The sequence below is a fragment of the Bifidobacterium gallicum DSM 20093 = LMG 11596 genome (assembly GCF_000741205.1).
Taxonomy (GTDB): Bacteria; Actinomycetota; Actinomycetes; order Actinomycetales; family Bifidobacteriaceae; genus Bifidobacterium; species Bifidobacterium gallicum.
Map to the genome: position 1 here is coordinate 51,009 of NZ_JGYW01000009.1, position 16,326 is coordinate 67,334.

At 57.9% G+C, this 16,326-nt stretch carries 12 protein-coding genes and 1 tRNA gene; 8 read left to right on the forward strand and 5 right to left on the reverse strand.

The window, feature by feature from the left end:
• Nucleotides 1–113: 113 nt before the first annotated feature.
• The 3 genes from BGLCM_RS06905 to BGLCM_RS06915 all read left to right on the forward strand — a co-directional run bounded on the left by BGLCM_RS06905 (nucleotide 114) and on the right by BGLCM_RS06915 (nucleotide 3,190).
• Nucleotides 114–713, forward strand: a complete 600-nt coding sequence (locus BGLCM_RS06905; RefSeq protein WP_044085208.1) for an IS607 family transposase — start codon at nucleotides 114–116, stop codon at nucleotides 711–713.
• Nucleotides 703–1,968 (forward strand): IS607 family element RNA-guided endonuclease TnpB, encoded by a 1,266-nt coding sequence (gene tnpB, locus BGLCM_RS06910; protein ID WP_006294546.1) that lies wholly within the window; start codon nucleotides 703–705, stop codon nucleotides 1,966–1,968. Before BGLCM_RS06905 ends, tnpB begins: the two co-directional genes overlap by 11 nt.
• 217 nt (nucleotides 1,969–2,185) lie before the next feature.
• Nucleotides 2,186–3,190 carry a hypothetical protein gene (locus tag BGLCM_RS06915; RefSeq protein WP_006294544.1) on the forward strand — a complete coding sequence of 335 codons (1,005 nt, stop codon included), beginning with the start codon at nucleotides 2,186–2,188 and terminating at the stop codon, nucleotides 3,188–3,190.
• Between the two features lie 297 nt (nucleotides 3,191–3,487).
• Here BGLCM_RS06915 and nrdG read toward each other — a convergent pair whose 3' ends face one another.
• Both nrdG and nrdD read right to left on the reverse strand, forming a co-directional pair.
• Complete coding sequence (nrdG, locus tag BGLCM_RS06920; protein ID WP_081450372.1) at nucleotides 3,488–4,177, reverse strand: anaerobic ribonucleoside-triphosphate reductase activating protein; 690 nt, start codon at nucleotides 4,175–4,177, stop codon at nucleotides 3,488–3,490.
• A 133-nt stretch (nucleotides 4,178–4,310) separates the two neighbouring features.
• On the reverse strand, nucleotides 4,311–6,707 hold the full coding sequence (gene nrdD / locus BGLCM_RS06925; protein ID WP_006294541.1) for an anaerobic ribonucleoside-triphosphate reductase: 2,397 nt from the start codon (nucleotides 6,705–6,707) through the stop codon (nucleotides 4,311–4,313).
• Between the two features lie 352 nt (nucleotides 6,708–7,059).
• On the opposite strand from nrdD, the gene xseA reads away from it, so the two are divergent.
• Nucleotides 7,060–8,400, forward strand: coding sequence for an exodeoxyribonuclease VII large subunit (gene xseA, locus BGLCM_RS06930; RefSeq protein WP_006294539.1), 1,341 nt, complete (start codon nucleotides 7,060–7,062; stop codon nucleotides 8,398–8,400).
• A complete protein-coding gene (locus tag BGLCM_RS06935; RefSeq protein WP_006294538.1) occupies nucleotides 8,400–8,756 on the forward strand; it encodes an exodeoxyribonuclease VII small subunit in 357 nt (118 codons plus the stop codon). The genes xseA and BGLCM_RS06935 overlap by 1 nt, the downstream gene beginning before the upstream one ends.
• A gap of 264 nt (nucleotides 8,757–9,020) precedes the next feature.
• Here BGLCM_RS06935 and BGLCM_RS06940 read toward each other — a convergent pair whose 3' ends face one another.
• On the reverse strand, nucleotides 9,021–10,052 hold the full coding sequence (locus BGLCM_RS06940; RefSeq protein ID WP_044085210.1) for an endonuclease/exonuclease/phosphatase family protein: 1,032 nt from the start codon (nucleotides 10,050–10,052) through the stop codon (nucleotides 9,021–9,023).
• A 216-nt stretch (nucleotides 10,053–10,268) separates the two neighbouring features.
• Here BGLCM_RS06940 and BGLCM_RS06945 point away from each other — a divergent pair.
• Nucleotides 10,269–10,344: transfer RNA gene (locus BGLCM_RS06945), tRNA-Arg, on the forward strand.
• A 496-nt stretch (nucleotides 10,345–10,840) separates the two neighbouring features.
• A complete protein-coding gene (locus BGLCM_RS06950; protein ID WP_006294534.1) occupies nucleotides 10,841–11,623 on the forward strand; it encodes a DUF4391 domain-containing protein in 783 nt (260 codons plus the stop codon).
• 78 nt (nucleotides 11,624–11,701) lie between these two features.
• On the opposite strand, the gene BGLCM_RS06955 is transcribed toward BGLCM_RS06950, so the two are convergent.
• Nucleotides 11,702–13,342: a peptide ABC transporter substrate-binding protein gene (locus BGLCM_RS06955; protein WP_006294533.1), complete on the reverse strand. Its 1,641-nt coding sequence runs from the start codon at nucleotides 13,340–13,342 to the stop codon at nucleotides 11,702–11,704.
• Nucleotides 13,343–13,594: 252 nt separating this feature from the next.
• Nucleotides 13,595–14,818 (reverse strand): pyridoxal phosphate-dependent aminotransferase, encoded by a 1,224-nt coding sequence (locus BGLCM_RS06960; RefSeq protein ID WP_044085211.1) that lies wholly within the window; start codon nucleotides 14,816–14,818, stop codon nucleotides 13,595–13,597.
• Nucleotides 14,819–15,190: 372 nt separating this feature from the next.
• Here BGLCM_RS06960 and BGLCM_RS06965 point away from each other — a divergent pair, with 372 nt between their 5' ends.
• A complete protein-coding gene (locus BGLCM_RS06965; protein ID WP_044085233.1) occupies nucleotides 15,191–16,234 on the forward strand; it encodes a Gfo/Idh/MocA family protein in 1,044 nt (347 codons plus the stop codon).
• Nucleotides 16,235–16,326: the final 92 nt, after the last annotated feature.

A 16,326-nucleotide genomic window follows, 5' to 3' on the forward strand; every position in this document is an offset into this window, starting at 1 on the left:
TATTTGCTACGAGTCATTGAGGGATGGGAAGGAACGGGGAAGGACAGAAGGGGTTGCAACCAGCTGACTTCCTGATTTGTTTTCTACTGTTTTCTTATGCTATCATATGTTGCATGAAAGTACGTGATTGGGCGGGGTTGGAGCATTTCAACCCGCAGACGGTGTGGAAGTGGTGTCGCGAGGGCACGATGCCGGACCGTGTGACGGTGGAGCGTTCCCCGTCCGGCGCGTACATGATTTACGACCCGAAATACGAAACCGCCTCGAGGGTTCCCGTGGATTCGGGGTCGTTGCGGACGGTGTGCTATGCGCGGGTATCGTGCGCCGACCAGAAGGCGGATTTGCAGCGTCAGGCCGACCGTCTCAAGGCGTTCGCCATCGGCATGGGCGTTGAACATCCCGAAGTGGTCATGGAAACCGGGTCGGGGATGAATGACAAGCGGCGCAAGCTCAACCGCTTGCTGGCCGACCCGACCGTTGGCACGATAATCGTGGAGCATCGTGACCGGCTCGCCCGCATGAACGCCGGACTGGTCGAATCCGCGTTGAAGGCGCAGGGGCGTCGCGTCATCGTCGTGGACGACACGGAACTGGACGACGACTTGGTGCGCGACATGACTGAAGCGCTGACCTCGTTCTGTGCGCGCCTGTACGGGCGTCGTGCCGCGAAACACAAGGCGCAGGCCGCGTTGAAGGCGGCGCATGATGCTTAAGGGAATCAAGGTCAGGCTCGACCCTACGCCAAGTCAGGAGCGGATGTTGCTGTCGCATGCGGGTGCGGCGCGGTTCGCCTACAATTTCATGCTCGGCATGGTCAAAGCGGCCATCGCGGGCCGTGTCGGCTGGTTCGTCTGGTCGAAGGCGCAACTGCGGCGCGTCTGGAACTCGTGGAAGCCGGAGGTTGCGCCGTGGTCGGCCGGGAACTCGAAGGAAGCGTACTCGTATGGCGTTGAATGCCTCGCCAATGCGTTGAAGAACTGGGCGGACTCGAAAAACGGCAAGCGCAAGGGCCGCAAGGTAGGGTTCCCGAAGTACCGGACACGTTCCAGGCACATGAAGTTCGCGTACACCACCGGCAGCTTCGGGCTTATCAAGGGCGACCCGAAGGCGCTGAAGCTGCCGAGGATTGGCCGCGTCCACTGCTTCGAGGACATGGAGAAGCGCGTCGGCGACGGCAGGGTGTTGCGCATGACCGTCTCGTACTGTGCGGGAGCATGGTATGCGTCGCTGACTGTCGAATACCCCGACCCCGTGGTTGCGAAGAAGACTGACGGCGGGACGGTCGGCATCGACCTTGGCATCAAGACCCTCGCCACCTGCTCGGACGGCACCGTCATCGACAACCCGAAACACTACAAGCGCAACGAACGCAAGCTGCGCAAGGCCAGCAAACGGCTCTCCCGCCGCGTGCAGGGGTCGAACCGCTGGAAGAAAGCGCTGCTCGCTGTGCAGAAAGCCCAAGCGAAGACAGCCGCACAGCGGCAGGACGCCATCAACCATGCGACGACGATGATTGCCACAACGTATGACACCATCGTCATCGAGGACCTGAACGTGGCGGGCATGAAACGCAACCGCCATCTCGCCAAGGCCATCTCCGATGCCGCGTTCGGAGAGTTCCGACGCCAGCTCGCCTACAAATGCCTCAACAGCGGGGCTACGCTCATCGTGGCCGACCGCTGGTACCCATCCTCGAAAACATGCAGCAGGTGCGGGACGGTGAAAGCCAAACTGTCCCTCGCGGACCGCGTGTTTGTCTGCGACAACCTGTCATGCGACTACGCCCGTGAGGGCGTGGACCGTGACTGGAACGCCGCCGTCAATCTTGAACACTACGTCGCCCCGAGTGCCGTGGGAGACGCTAAACGCGCGCGGAGGAACCGTAAGACGACCAGCCCACAGCAGGCTGGCAACGCAGGACCCGTTGAAACGCGAACCAAGCAGAACAGCCTCATGGCTGTTTCGTGAGTCTTGGAGCCTCCCCGCCGCAAGGCGAGGGAGTGCAACCGGCCTTGGAATCGTCGAACAAACGAAAACAAAGCCAGTCGCAACGGAGCAAGGAAGGGATAGGAAAAGACAAGAAGAAGCAAGAAGAGGTAGCCCGCAACAGCCACTTCTTCCTAAAACGTTGCGCTAGGATAGGCATATTTACGACGGTTGACACCATATACGCAAATAGGGGGCAATGATGAGCAACCATGAAGAATTCGGCAACTCGCATGACGATGGTCAGGAGATGCCCACCACACGCATTGACATCACTGAGTTCGACTCGTTCTCGCAACCCTCGGACCCCGCACAACCATTGCCTCCGGCTATTGCGCCCACTCCCGCGGCTGCAGCGCATGCCGATGGGACTTCTTCTTCGCGAGCTGCACAGCCGCGCAAACGTTGGCCTGTGGTCGTGAGCATTGTGGCCGTGTGTGCACTGATCCTTGGCGGCATTGGTGGATTCGTATATGCGAACAACCATACGAAAGCGTTGAACCGTTGCCGCGCTTCCGTGGCCGCGTTCAGCGAGCAACGCAAGCAGTTGCTCGACACGATGGACCAGACCCCCAAACTTCAGCAGTTGATCCAGCAAGTACTTGGTGTGGATGAGATTCTTGATGCGGCAGCCAAAGCCGCCAACGCAGCCGAAGGCACAGTGGATCAGCAAGGGTGTGCCACGAATGCCACGATTACGCAGCTCAACCTGGTCGCCGACACATTGGATAGCGCCACCGATTCATTGCAATCATCGTTGGCAACAATGAAGAAGCCAATCTCCGATTCCACTGCTGAGGGATTGCTGGACTGGCTCGGACTGTCGGGAAATGCGAATGGTTCTGATTCCAATACGAACGGTTCGGACCAATCGAAGGATTCCAATAGCGATAGTGGCAACAGCGGAAACAATGAAAATAACGAGAATAACGAGAGCCAAGTAAACCGCGACAAGCAGCAGTTGTCTGAGTCGATTGAGCAGGGACGGTCGTTGCTGGAACGACTGCGCAGCTCCTATGAGGATTCGGCAGCCGCGCAACGATTTTCCGACGGCCTGCAGGCTGCGCTGGACACGGCCGAGCAGCTCGTCAACGAGTCAGGCGTGAAAGATTCACGCCTCTACAAAGCCGCCAAAGTCACGCTCGACGAAATCATCAAAGCCGTCAACGACTGGATCGACCAACAAGCCGCCAAAGCGCAGTGACGTCGGCAATCACAGACCGAGCCTTTCGACAAACCTGACACCCCACCAAAAAGAGTGGCGCTCACCAGACCCTGTGAACGCCACCCTTAATTATTGCCATACGCTACGTCGCGAGGATGTCAACGCACGAACACTGCATACGGTTCCGCCAATGTGGCACGGATGATGATGGAGTTCTACAAAACAGCACAATATGATGCATTGTGTAAAGCAGGAATCTATTTTGCATCGCAATACGCTTCATCAAACATCAAACATCAAACATATATAGGCGCACTTATATTCAGCAAGCAGCAATCAGCTGGCGTCGCCTTCGCCGGCGGAGCGTTCTTTGCCGTAGATTTCGGGGATAAAACGCTCTTGGTCGTGCAGTTTGGGCCAGATGACGGGTGTGTCTTGCTCGAACGAGGCGGCAACGTCGAGGATGCGCTGATTGCGGGAGCCTCGGAACTGTAGCAGCGAATCATGCTCGGACTTGATATAACGGCCATCGACCAGAATGTCAATCTCATGCAGCAGGTCGAGCTTGTCCTGTGTCTCCCCTTCGCGCATGAGTTCTTCCCACGTGTAACCGGTCCAACACCAAATATCTTTGGTGTGATCGAAACGCTCGCGAATCTTGCGGGCCAGCGGCAGCAGCACACCCGTATTCAGTAACGGTTCGCCGCCCAGGAATGTGATGCCCTGCACAAACGGTTGAGCGAGATCGTCCATGATCTGCGCCTCAAGCTTGTCGTTGTATTCGTGACCAGCCTGGAAATCCCAAATCGAAGCGTTATAGCAGCCCTCACAGTGGAACGGGCAGCCAGACACATACAAGGAAACGCGGATACCTTCACCGTCAGTCATCAAGAACCGCTTATAGTCAGCCACCATGTTGTGGCTCATACGGTTGGTCCACTGCCCAGCACGCGGGTTGTTTGCCAGCCTGGTGGGGATGAACGGTCCGCGGCTGGTTTCTGAAGCGGCAAAATCATGGGTTGGCATGGAGTTCCTTGGTAGTTAATGCGTGCAATTCGTGGATGGTACGGGTTTCTATACGATAGCGAACCCATGACAAAGGCCCGTGGCGCCGAAGCGCTCACCGGGCCTGTAGAGTGTCAATGCGACGAGCGTGGGGTTACTTGGTTTCCTCGAACCATTCGCGCGAGGTGCCGTTGCTCAACGTCACGCGACCGGTCTCACCAGCCATGTGCTTGACGCGATGCGCAATCTCTTCATGGCGGCCATGCACCATCGGACGCTGCACCGGGTTGCCCAGGTAACCGCACGTGCGCTTCGTCACGTTGCACAGGTCAGGATCGCTGTTGCCGCACTCGGGGCACTTGAACCCTTCTTCAGTAGGTTCAAAGTCGCCTTCGAAACCGCAGACGAAGCAGTGATCAATTGGCGTATTCGTGCCCAAGTAGCCGATGCCAATGTTGTAGGCGTAATCCCACACTGCTTCCAGGGCCTTCGGGTTGGCCTGCAGGCATGGGAATTCGCAGTAGTTGATGAAACCGCCCGAAGCCAAGTATGGGAAGTCCTTCTCATAATCGAGCTTCTCCATGGGGGTGGGTTGCAGCCATACGGGGTAATGGAACGAGTTCGTGTAGAAGTCGTGGTCGGTCACGCCCTCAACCTCACCAAACTTCTCGCGGTCCATGCGGTTGAAACGATCGGTCAGTGATTCGGCGGGCGTGGAGTACACCGAATAGTGGTAGCCCTCTTCCTTGCACCACTGCTTGCACAGCTCGTTCATACGACGCACGATTGAAAGCGCGAACTCCTTGCCCTGCGGATCCCAGCCGTGATCACGCATCCAATCCTTGCCAAAGAACATGGCCGTGGTCTCATACAAACCGATATAACCGAGCGACACAGTGGCACGCTCGTTGCGGAAGAGCTGGTCAACAGTATCATTCGCTTCCAAACGGCCGAACGCACCATAACGGAACAGCGTCGGAGCGTTGAGCGGCGTCGCCTGCTTGCAACGCATGATGCGGAACTGCAACGCCTGGTGCGCAATGTCCATGCGCTCTTCGAACAGCTTCCAGAAGCGGTCAACGTTGCCATGCGATTCCAACGCGATACGTGGCACATTGACCGTGACAACACCCAGATTCATGCGACCGTCTTCAACATCTTCGCCTGTTTCGGGGTCAATCCAACCCTGCAGGAACGAACGGCAGCCCATCGGAGCTTTGAACGAACCCGTGATCTTCACGATGTTGTCGTAGAACACTACATCCGGGTACATGCGCTTCGTAGAGCATTCGAGAGCCAGCTGCTTCAAATCGTAGTTGGGATCCTCAGGATCGGCATTCACACCATGCTTGATCGTGAACACCAGCTTGGGGAAAATGGCCGTGTGGCGGTCCTTGCCCAAACCGCGAATGCGGTTGAGCAGAATCGCACGCTGAATCTCGCGAGCAAACCACGAAGTACCCAAGCCAAGGCCCACCGTCACGAACGGGGTTTGGCCGTTGGACACGCGGTTCGAGTTGATCTGGTATTCCATCGTCTGCATGGCATCGTAAATGGCCTTGCGCGTCATAATCTTGGCGTAGACCTCACGCAACTGGTCCAGTTCAGAAAGGTTCTCATCAAACGGAGTATCTTCGGGCAGCGGCTCGCGGTTCTCGAAATGCAGCCATTCGGGCTCCTGCTGCTTGAGACCCTGCACCATGGCTTGCGCAACCTCAATAGGAGTGGAATCAGGAATCATGGCCTGGGCCATGTTGAGGTTCTTCGCATAGTCACGCTTGGCATATTCTTCAAGCATTTCATCAGCACGATTGACCGTCTGACCACCGTACTGGGCGCCTGCAATATCCTTGATGATCTGCGTAATCTGCGTGGCCGCCGTACCAATGGACTTCGGCGAGTCCATCATCGCGTTGCCCAGTGCAAAACCGTGACGCAGCATGTCACCAAAATCAGGCAGCGAGCAGTTGCTCATCGCGGTAAACGGCGAATAGTCAGCGTCATGGAAATGGATGTCACCCTTGAGATGGGCGTTGGCCACAGAATCGGGCAGCATTGCGAAAGCCGAAGCCTTCGACACGGCGCCGGCCAGCAAATCACGCTGCGTGGCATACACATTCGAATCCTTGTTGGCGTTCTCGCGCACCAGCGACTCGTCCTTGTTCACGAGACGCTTCACGGCTTCGTTGATATCGGTAGCCTTGGCACGCTCAATGTCTTTGTTCAGACGGTAATTCGTGTAGGTGCGGGCCACGTCATAGAGATGATCCTCAATGAGCGCGTGCTCAACAAGGTTCTGGATATCTTCAATCTTTGCAGGACCGTTGTAACGTGCCTTGATTTCACCTTCGACCTGCTTGGCGATATCGCGGATCATGCCCTCCTCCTGGGGGCCGACCTCCTTGTCCAAATCATCAAAAGCCGACTTGACCGCAACGACGATGTTGATGGGGTCGAAGTCGACGATACGACCATCGCGCTTCTCAACGAGCACTTTCGAAGATGCCTGGACCTTCGAAATCGTGGGTGCGTTCAGCGTCTGAGTATCCATTCCTGATTCCTTTCTGCGGGCGTTGCAACCCGAGTCGGTGATGCCCGTAAAGCTCCTCACAGCCTTGCGAACAGTCAGCACTCTACCTCTTCCCCAACCCCTATATCTAGTTCACCACGCCGCCCTAATGACTAGATATGGTGGTTTTTGGCATCTTTCCGCCAAAATTACATCGGTGTGATTTATCTTACTCAGCATGCTGTTCGCCTGCCGCCCAAGTCCATGAGATGCGGTGTGTCTGGCTCAATGATTGAGATATGCGATAACCCCCTTGTCGACACGCCGAACTGTTGTGCGACACTCCGGAGCACGCTGTTGCATGAAGTCCATTTGTTGATGGATTCTAGGCAGTATGAGTTGGAACACCGCCTATGGAATGAACCCGACTGCAGGCGCAGCACAGGGCTTCGGGCAGCCGTTTGCCGGTACGCCTGAAGCTCCGGCCGCCGCCGTCCAAGAACCTCCCGCCCTAGCCCGCGACACCACGGCCGAGAATCCGTGGCCCGTGAGCCTGCTGAGCCAGAAGTACCACACTGCTGTGGAACGCTGGCCCGCCGTATGGGTCGAAGGCCAGATCATTGAAATCAATACACGCCGCGCGTCATCGGTGTACATCACGTTGCGCGACAGCACACAGGATGTGTCACTGTCGGTCAACGGGTTTGGCATGTTCGCGCAAATGGCGCGCAACTTCAAACAAGGCGACCGTGTGGTCATCCACGGCAAAGCTGATTTGTGGGTCAAACAAACCCGCCTGAGCTTGCGCGGCGACGACATTCGGCGCATCGGCGCAGGCGACCTCAAGGAACGCATTGAAGAACTGCGCCGCAAACTCAAGGGCGAAGGTCTGTTCGACCAAGATCGCAAAGTCGCGTTGCCCGAGTTCCCGCGCACGATCGGCTTGATTTGCGCGCCTCAAGCTCGCGCCGAGGGCGATGTGATCACGAATGTGAACCTTCGCTGGCCCACTGTGAATTTCCACATTGTGCATACGCATGTGCAGGGAGCCCAATGCCCACCCGAAGTCATTGACGCCATCCGTCAGCTTGATGCCGATCCGGAAGTCGACGTGATCATTGTGGCGCGTGGCGGCGGCAGCTTCGAAGACCTGATCGGTTTTTCCGATGAAGGCGTAGTGCGTGCCACAGCGGAATGCGTAACGCCTATTGTCAGCGCCATCGGCCACGAAGACGATTGGACGCTCATCGATTTGGCAGCCGATTTGCGCGCATCGACACCCACCGATGCCGCCAAACGCGTCGTACCGGATGTGCGCGAGCAGACGCAACTGGTCAGCTCGGCCATGGCCCAAATGACGATGCGCCTTACGGCCCGACTTGACAATGAAACACGTCTGGTTGAAGGCTATGTAAACCGGCCCAGCCTGACGCGTCCACAAACCATTCTCGAACCCCATGAGCGCTTCCTCGATGAAGCCACGCGGCGCATGCGCATTGCATTGACGCGTCTGGCCGATGAGGAACAGCTCGTCGTGGAACGCAATGAAGCCACGTTGCGAGCGCTGAGCCCGCAATCCACGCTTGACCGCGGTTATGCCGTGGTGATGACGGCCGATGGCCATGTTGTTGATAGCGCTAGCCATGTCACGCAGGGTGATGAATTGACGATTACACTCAAGCGCGGTGCTGTCGTCGCTCAAGCGCAAACCGTTGTTACTGAGGAAAGGAATTGATGATGTCTGCCAAGAAAGAAACTGTGGAGATTGAAGTGGAAGCTACGGCTGAGCCTGTCGCTGAGACGGCTGGCGCCGAGGAGCCTCAAGTGGCTTCGAGTTTGACTGAACAGGAGCGTGCTGATATTGCGGCGATGACGTATGAGCAGGCTCGTGATCAGCTGATTCAGGCTGTGCAGGCGCTTGAGACGGGTGGTTTGAGTCTTGAGCAGTCTATGCGTCAGTGGGAGATTGGTGAGGCGTTGGCTGAGCGTGCGCAAACGTTGCTGGGTCAGGTGCGTGCCAAGCTTGATGCGGCGCAGCAGCGTCAAGCGCAAACTGCGCAAATGGCTGGTACGCAGTCCAATCTTGAATAAGGGTAATTGGGTATCGGGTTGGCTCTTCGTGTCCGTGTCTGTTCAGTAACGGTCATGAAGAGCCGGTACATCGGCATTGCGCCCCACGTTGGTGAACCATCATTGAATCATTGCATTGCTGAATCGCTGAATCATTGAATCGTTGTGGCCATGGGTAAGGCATTGATCTTGCGCATGGCCACAATGCTGTGTGACCATGCGCGATGCTCATGCCGCCAAGAGGCAGGTTGCTAGTGGCATGATGCTGGTTTGACGCGCATCAGATTACTGCGCTTGGACCATGTTGGAACAGTCCAGGGTGGCGAGCAGCGCTTTGTGGCTGGCTTGTGGGATGCGTACGGTTTGCACTTGCCCGACGCGCACTCCTTCTTCCACAAGGATGTGGTCGGGCGCGTTCAAGGCTGGTATCACGCGTATATTAGCTGGCCACGTGAATGCGAATCCGTGGCCGGAGACGATGGCTGCATCGTGGAACCGTGTGCCGAGGATTTCCCGGAATGCGCCGTGGTCGTTGGTGGCGTTGAAGTCGCCGAGTAGCACGAATTGATGGTCGGTGTTCGTGCGCAATGCGGCCAGTTGCATCAGCGAATCATGCCATGCTTGCATATGTTGCCAGTCGCTCCATGTCATCGGCTCTGTGGTGACGGATACGAAGCGCAACTGCCGGTCGCAGGCTTGTACGGTACCTGCCGGCATTTTGGATGAGGTGCTGTTGATTTGTGAATCCGCTGGTATCGAGAGCGGGGCTGCTGCCCAGATACCGCTGCCTGACCCATTGCGGCTGGCGGCGTGGATTGAGTATGGCAGTTCATGGTCAATGCCGGCTGTGTTGAGTGCGTCAACCAATGCTGGCGTGGTATGTTGCAATGCCAACAATTCCACGTGCTGGTCGCGTACGGTGTCCACAATTGCCGTGGCATCGGCATGGCCATCGTTGGCGTCGAGTGTCATCACACGCATCACGGCGTCTTGCGTGTTACGCAACGGTTGGGCTACGGCATCACGGGCCTTTTGCGACAATGCTTGCGAGTCATTGCTGTGGAAGAATGGCGTTTGCCAATACACTTGCGCCGCGATGCATACGATAGCCGCGAATGCCACGACCCATCGTCGTCCGATGCAGGCGAGCACGCAGCCGATAATCGCGATGACGGCCACCCATGGAGAATAGGCCAATACGACCGCGATACCGAGATACGCTTGCATGTCTTCAGGCAGCAACCGCAACACGCACGCTACAGCGGCGATCAATGTCAGCACACCGGAAAGCATGCGTGCAATCGCATGATGTTTCATCAACCACCGTTCCAATCCGTTATGCGTACTCACCGGCATTCGTGTGCAACGCTGTGCGCCACACAAGAATGCAAGCGTCCAGCATACTCAGGTCACCTGCATCACCCCAGCCCACCTATGGCGCCACCTGTTCACGCGCCCGCGCTCATATATGCGTGGATTCCTAACGACATGCTGCCGCAAGCACCGTGCAGCATGGTATAATCGGTCTCTGTTGCCCTGGTAGCTCAGTGGATAGAGCACCGCTCTCCTAAAGCGGGTGTCGTCGGTTCGAATCCGATCTGGGGCACCAACGGCAAGAGGCCATGTTCATCACACACGACGAAATGGCCTCTTGTCTGTTTTCGGCTTCTGTGCACCTGAACGAACTGCTTGCAATAACGGCTCCTGCTATGTATGCGGCTTCATCGTCCAGATCAAGTCAGCAAGCAAAGCAATTGGGAGTAAACACGCGCAGAAAACGTATCGTGTTTGTACCACGGTGGTACGAACGCGCTATATGATAGGCGGATTCGTACTGTCTTTGTACCACGGTGGTACAACGGCGATACGGATTTTGACGCTTTTGTATCGTGTTTGTACCACGGTGGTACAAACGCGACACATTCTGGCGAAAATCCGTATTGTGTTCGTACCACGGTGGTACAAACGCGCTACATATTGGAGCAATCCGTATCAGTTTTGTACCACGGTGGTACGAACGCGGTACACCTTGAGCGCGCCACGTTTTGTACCATTGCAGCACAGCAGCACAGCGGCACTGCAGCACAGCACATGAGGAGGGATCCATGACTCAGGAGTTCAGCACATGCGGTTCGCTGACGATTACGGATTTGGGGCTGCCTGCCGCAGCGGCGGCGCCTGAGCAGAAGGGCCGGCTGCCCAAGGCCATGTTCGCTGGCAAGAATCCGGCGGAGCTGCCCAAACGCGTCTACCAGCAGCTCGCCCAGCATGTGGCATCCATCCATCTGCTCGGCATATTGACCGACCGCACCGCCAATACGCAACCAGTCCCCCATGTGCCAGAAGTGCTCGTATTGGGCTTGAAGCTCGCAGCAGACATCGACCACATCCCCGATGGCGTCATTGAGCTCATCGCATCCCAACGCAAAGGCGGCATCGTGTTCGCCTGCGTCCGCGAAGTCGACACCGACTCCCCCGCGCCAGCCGCCTCAGCCGCATCCGACCCCACCGCATCCCCGGAACCCCTCGCCCCCGGCGAATACGTGAGCTACGCCGTGCGCCGCGGATTTTCGGCGCATGCGGGTCACACGCCGACCTATGAGGTGTTCGCCACCGACTGGATGCCCGTGGAAGATCCGCTGCAGCTCGCGCCGCAGGGCGAGACGATGGCGCAGTTGTGGGACAATCTGTGCGCGCAGATCATGCTGGGCCAAGACACTACAGACAATCTGCATGCCGACCTGTTGCGCTTGCGTCGCAAAACGCAATTGCAAGCCGAGCTGGCCAAGGTCACTGCCGACCATGCGCGCGCCAAGACGACCGACAAACGCAACGCACTGTTCACCAAAAAGGCCCAGTTGACGCGCGAACTTGAGCAACTCGGCTAACAGCCTAGCCACCCGAGCCCGCAGCCGTCCCGCAGCCCCCGCTCAGCTCACCCGTCCGCTCAGCTCGCGTCTCGGCGCTCAGCTCTTCGTAATCGTCTGATACGTCGGCGTATTGCTGTAATCGAAGTGCACGTTATGGATATCCTTGCCCGACACAGCCGAAATGTTCGACACCCACAACGGAATCGCCGGCAAATCACGCAGCAGGATCTCTTGCGCATGGTCGAAGTCCTTGCGCCGCAACTGCTCCTCAGGCTGGCGCAAGGCGGCTGCGAGCGCCGCGTCGAATTCGGCCGACTTGTAGTCACCATCGTTGGAACCTTTGCCGTCGGCGGAAGCGGTGGTGTAGAGAGGCGAAAAATAATTTTCTGCGCTCGGGTAGTCGAGTGTCCAGCCGGCTCGGAAACCCGTGTTGATGGTGCGGTCGGAAATCCGGTCGCGCAGGTCGGAGAACGTGGCGTACGGCTCGCCTTGGGCTGCGATGCCGAGCGTGTTGGAAATTTCGTTGCTTACTGCTTCCACCCACTCACGGTGGTCGCCGTCCGAATTGTAGGCGATTTTGAACGTGGCTGTTTCAGGCCATGGTGAGATTTTGTTCGCCTCGGCCCACAGCGCTTTGGCTTTGGACGGGTTGTATTTCAGGTCCCACGCGCCCGGCAGTTCTTTGGCGTATTCGGGGACGAGCGGTGACGTGAAGTCGGTGGCCGGCATGCGCGTGCCGTTGAACAGTTTGTCGCAGATCAGCGGCCGGTTGATGGCCATCGAAATGGCTTGCCTGCGCAGGTCTCCTTCTTTGTCGAGTCCGAAATGGGCGAGCCGTTCGGGAATGATGAACGACTGGAAGGCCGAGCCGGGCTGCGAGTATGACGTGAGTGTCGGATCCTCTTTGAACGAGCGGATTTCGGACTGCGGCACGTTGTCGAGCAGGTCGAGGTTGCCCGACATCACGTCGGCGTAAGCCGAGTCCATGCTCGTGTAAATTCGGTAGTCAATTCCGGCGTTTTGCGCTTTCCGGGAGCCGATATACTGCTCGTTGCGTTTGAGCAGGATGTTTTCGTTGTGGTTCCATTCGTCGAACGTGTAGGGTCCGTTGCCGATCGGGTGCTGGCTGAATTTCGTCATGTCGTCGTAGGCCACGCTGGGTAGCGGATAGAACGCGACGTGCCCAAGTTCGGCAGGGAACACGGCGTCGGGCTGGTTCAGTGTCACGACGAGCGTGTGTTCGTCGGGGGTTTGCACGCCTGACAGTCGCGCGTTCGCGTCGACGTGCGGATCTTGCAGTTCGTCGTAGCCTTTGATCAGTGACATGAAACTTGCGCCGAGCTGTCCGTTGCGTACGTTCGCACAGTAACTCCAGGCGCGTGCGAACGATTCGGCTGTGATTGGCTCGCCGTTTGTGAACGTCCATCCGTCTTTGAGTTTGATTGTGAATTGGGAGGCGTCACTGTTGGGTGTGATGGATTGCGCCACTTCCATGTGGCTGTTGCCTTGGTAGTCCACGCTGATCAGTCCGTCGAACAGCATGCGCAGCACGTTGCCGCCGCCTGATTCAATCGTGTTGGAGGGCACGAGGCCATGTTGGGGTTCGCTATCGTTCACGCTGATGATGTCGTTGTGCTGTGTGGCCGTATTCGAACTGCCGCATGCGCCCAGCGAGACAAGCATCACGCCCGCGGCCAACGCGGCCACGGACTTGCCCAGTGCGGAACGCAAGGTCATGTCATTTCCTCTCTGCCTGTGGTGCGGCGCCACGCGCTATCCCCTTGCGTGACGCCGCAGAAAAACTGCAAGACTATCAACGTTAGTCACGCCCGTCTCGCGTTGTTCTTTGGCAGAGGAATTTCATTGGTCGGCTGCCACCCAGCTGCCCAACATCCCGTGATTACATCCCTTTTTGTTTCCGCAGCCGCGTCAGTCGCGTTCCCAGATCGCCTACCACCGCTTCACTGCCACGCGTCCCACGCGAACCCATTATTGCAACGTGGCCATGAACCGACCCAACCGCGCGATGCCTTCATTCAGGCCCTCGCGTGATGCCGCATACGACAGACGCACATGCGTGTCGGCTGTGGCTGAGCCGAAATCGGTGCCTGGTGTCAACGCCACTCCGGCGTCGAACAATGCTTGCCGGCAAAACTGCGTGGAGTCCAATCCCGTGTCTGCAATGTTGCAGTACGCGTAGAACGCGCCGTTGGGTTCGACTTCCAATGGCAGGCCGATTGCAGCGAGCCCGTTGACGACAATTGCGCGACGGTCAAGCAGTTCAAGGCGCCGTTGTTCAAGGATCTGTTGCGATTGCGGCGTAAATGCGGCCAATGCGGCGACTTGCGTCGGCGTGTGTGCGGCCAGGAAGAAACTCGTGGCCAAGTTGTGCACGGCTTCCAACGCGTAGTCGGGCACCACAATCCACCCCAATCGCCAGCCTGTCATGCCGAACGATTTGCTGAAACTGTTGCAAATGATTGCGTCACGGTCGTACGCCAACGCCGTGCGCACGCGTGCGCCGTCGGGTTCACGGTCGGCCAAGTCAATGTAGGTTTCATCAACGATGCGCCACAAGCCTTTGGCTGCTGCCGTGGCACAGGTGCGTCGCATTGTTTCAGCGTCCATCGTGGTGCCTGTCGGGTTGGACGGGCTCGTAATCATGACGGCTGTGGTCGTGTCATCCGCATACTCGTCCACGAGTTCAGGCGTCAAGTGGAAGCGTGTGGCCGCGCTGGTAGGCACGTCAATGACACGGCCGCCGAACGTGCGCACGAGCTGACGGTTCGCCGGGTATGACGGATCGGCGATCAGCACGCCGTCACCATCATCCACAGTCAACGCGGCGGCCAACAGCAGTGCGGCCGACCCGCCTTCCGTGATGATAATGCGTTCAGGACTCACGTCGACGCCATGGCGCTCATGGTAATGCGCGCTGATGCAGGCGCGCAGTTCCGGCAATCCTGCCGACGACGTGTACGGCAACGGACGGCCATCATAAAGTTCACGCATGGCTTGTTCCACCGGTTCGGGCGCGCCAAAATCGGGCTGGCCCAGGCTCAACGAAATGATGCTGCGCCCTTCACGTTTGAGCCGTGCGGCCGCTTCCCCGATGCGCATGCCGTGGAACGGTTCGATCAATCTGGCGCGTTTGGCCATCGGTGGGATGCGCTGTGCTGATGGTTGCGATGTGCCGGCCTCGGATTGATTCATGACATGCCTTCCTTTACCACGACTGCAATGGCCGCAATGGCCCCATGCGATGTGACTATGTTCATCCTAGGCATGCATCCGCGCATTTCGTGGTTGGCGTTCACAAGATCGGCCAGGTCCAATCACAATCACGCATGCCCACAGATGGCTGGTGCCCGCACATGCCCACGCTGCAAGGTGAAGCGCCTGCATAACCATCGTCACGCGCATTAGGCTGGAAACCAGTATGAGGCCGGCCTCGTCATGGCGGCCCGAAGAAAGGAAGCCATCATGGCCCAGAACGCTCAAGCTGCATCGACCACGCCAGCTACCCAAACCACGCCAGCCGTCACCGATGACAACACCGACATGGCTTCCCTGCCGATGCTGTCGATGGACGACCCGAACTTCGGCCGCATGAACGGCCGTGGTGATGGCATGATCAACGTGGCCATCCTCGGTGCCGGCCGCATCGCGCAAACGATGGCCCACACGTTGCAACTGATGAACGCCGACGACCGCTATGCAGGACTGATTCACCCGTACGCCGTGGCCTCACGTAGCAGCGAACGCGCCCAAAAACTCGCCGAGCAGTACGGATTCTCCAAGTCCTACGGTTCCTACACCGAACTGCTGTCCGACCCGTTCGTCGATTTGGTCTACATTGCCACACCGCACAATTTACATATGGAACAAGCCATCGCCTGCATGAGGGCCGGCAAGAACGTGCTCGTGGAAAAGTCGTTCACGGCCAACGCCGAGCAAGCCCGGCGCGTGTTCGACGTGGCCGACGACACGAACCTGCTGTGCACCGAGGCAATCTGGACGCGCTACATGCCCTCGCGCATCATGATCGACGAAATCGTGGCCTCAGGAAAGCTTGGCGAGATCATGTCGCTGGGCGCCGACCTGAGCTACACAACCACAGCCAAAAAGCGTATGACCGACCCGAACCTGGCCGGTGGCGCACTGCTCGATGTGGGCGTGTATGCGCTCAACTTCATCGACATGGTCATGGGCGCCCAGGAAATCGACCGTCTCGTCACCTCGATGCAACCCTATGCCACAGGAGTTGACGCATCGAACAGCACAACGCTCTACTACGGCGACCACACGATGGCTGTGGCCACGTCAAGCATGATGTGCCAGTCGGACCGCATGGGCCGCATCCTCGGCACCAAGGGTTATGTGATTGTGCACAACATCAACAACCCCGAAGCCGTCGACGTCTATGGCGACAACCATGACCTGCAGTATCACGCGCATGTGCCCGACCAGCTCACGGGCTATGAGTACGAGGTGGCGGCAGCCGCCAAAGCCATTCTGGCCGGCCGTCATGAATGCATCGAAATGACGCATGCCGACACGCTGCGCATCATGGCGCTGATGGACCAGATTCGCGCCGACTGGGGGCTGCAATACCCGTTTGAACGCTAACCTCACGCCGCCACTCCCTGCGAACCTCCCGCTTTTACGTGCTGAAGAGTGGACACGTACCGCACACAACAAGTACGCGCCCACTTTTCACA

What these genes read in the sequence shown, in the direction of transcription:
- BGLCM_RS06905 (WP_044085208.1), top strand. Translation starts at nt 114, where the DNA reads ATGAAAGTACGTGATTGGGCGGGGTTGGAGCATTTCAACCCGCAGACG.
- tnpB (WP_006294546.1), top strand. Translation starts at nt 703, where the DNA reads ATGATGCTTAAGGGAATCAAGGTCAGGCTCGACCCTACGCCAAGTCAG.
- BGLCM_RS06915 (WP_006294544.1), top strand. Translation starts at nt 2,186, where the DNA reads ATGATGAGCAACCATGAAGAATTCGGCAACTCGCATGACGATGGTCAG.
- nrdG (WP_081450372.1), bottom strand. Translation starts at nt 4,177, where the DNA reads ATGCCAACCCATGATTTTGCCGCTTCAGAAACCAGCCGCGGACCGTTC.
- nrdD (WP_006294541.1), bottom strand. Translation starts at nt 6,707, where the DNA reads ATGGATACTCAGACGCTGAACGCACCCACGATTTCGAAGGTCCAGGCA.
- xseA (WP_006294539.1), top strand. Translation starts at nt 7,060, where the DNA reads ATGAGTTGGAACACCGCCTATGGAATGAACCCGACTGCAGGCGCAGCA.
- BGLCM_RS06935 (WP_006294538.1), top strand. Translation starts at nt 8,400, where the DNA reads ATGATGTCTGCCAAGAAAGAAACTGTGGAGATTGAAGTGGAAGCTACG.
- BGLCM_RS06940 (WP_044085210.1), bottom strand. Translation starts at nt 10,052, where the DNA reads ATGAAACATCATGCGATTGCACGCATGCTTTCCGGTGTGCTGACATTG.
- BGLCM_RS06950 (WP_006294534.1), top strand. Translation starts at nt 10,841, where the DNA reads ATGACTCAGGAGTTCAGCACATGCGGTTCGCTGACGATTACGGATTTG.
- BGLCM_RS06955 (WP_006294533.1), bottom strand. Translation starts at nt 13,342, where the DNA reads ATGACCTTGCGTTCCGCACTGGGCAAGTCCGTGGCCGCGTTGGCCGCG.
- BGLCM_RS06960 (WP_044085211.1), bottom strand. Translation starts at nt 14,818, where the DNA reads ATGAATCAATCCGAGGCCGGCACATCGCAACCATCAGCACAGCGCATC.
- BGLCM_RS06965 (WP_044085233.1), top strand. Translation starts at nt 15,191, where the DNA reads ATGGACGACCCGAACTTCGGCCGCATGAACGGCCGTGGTGATGGCATG.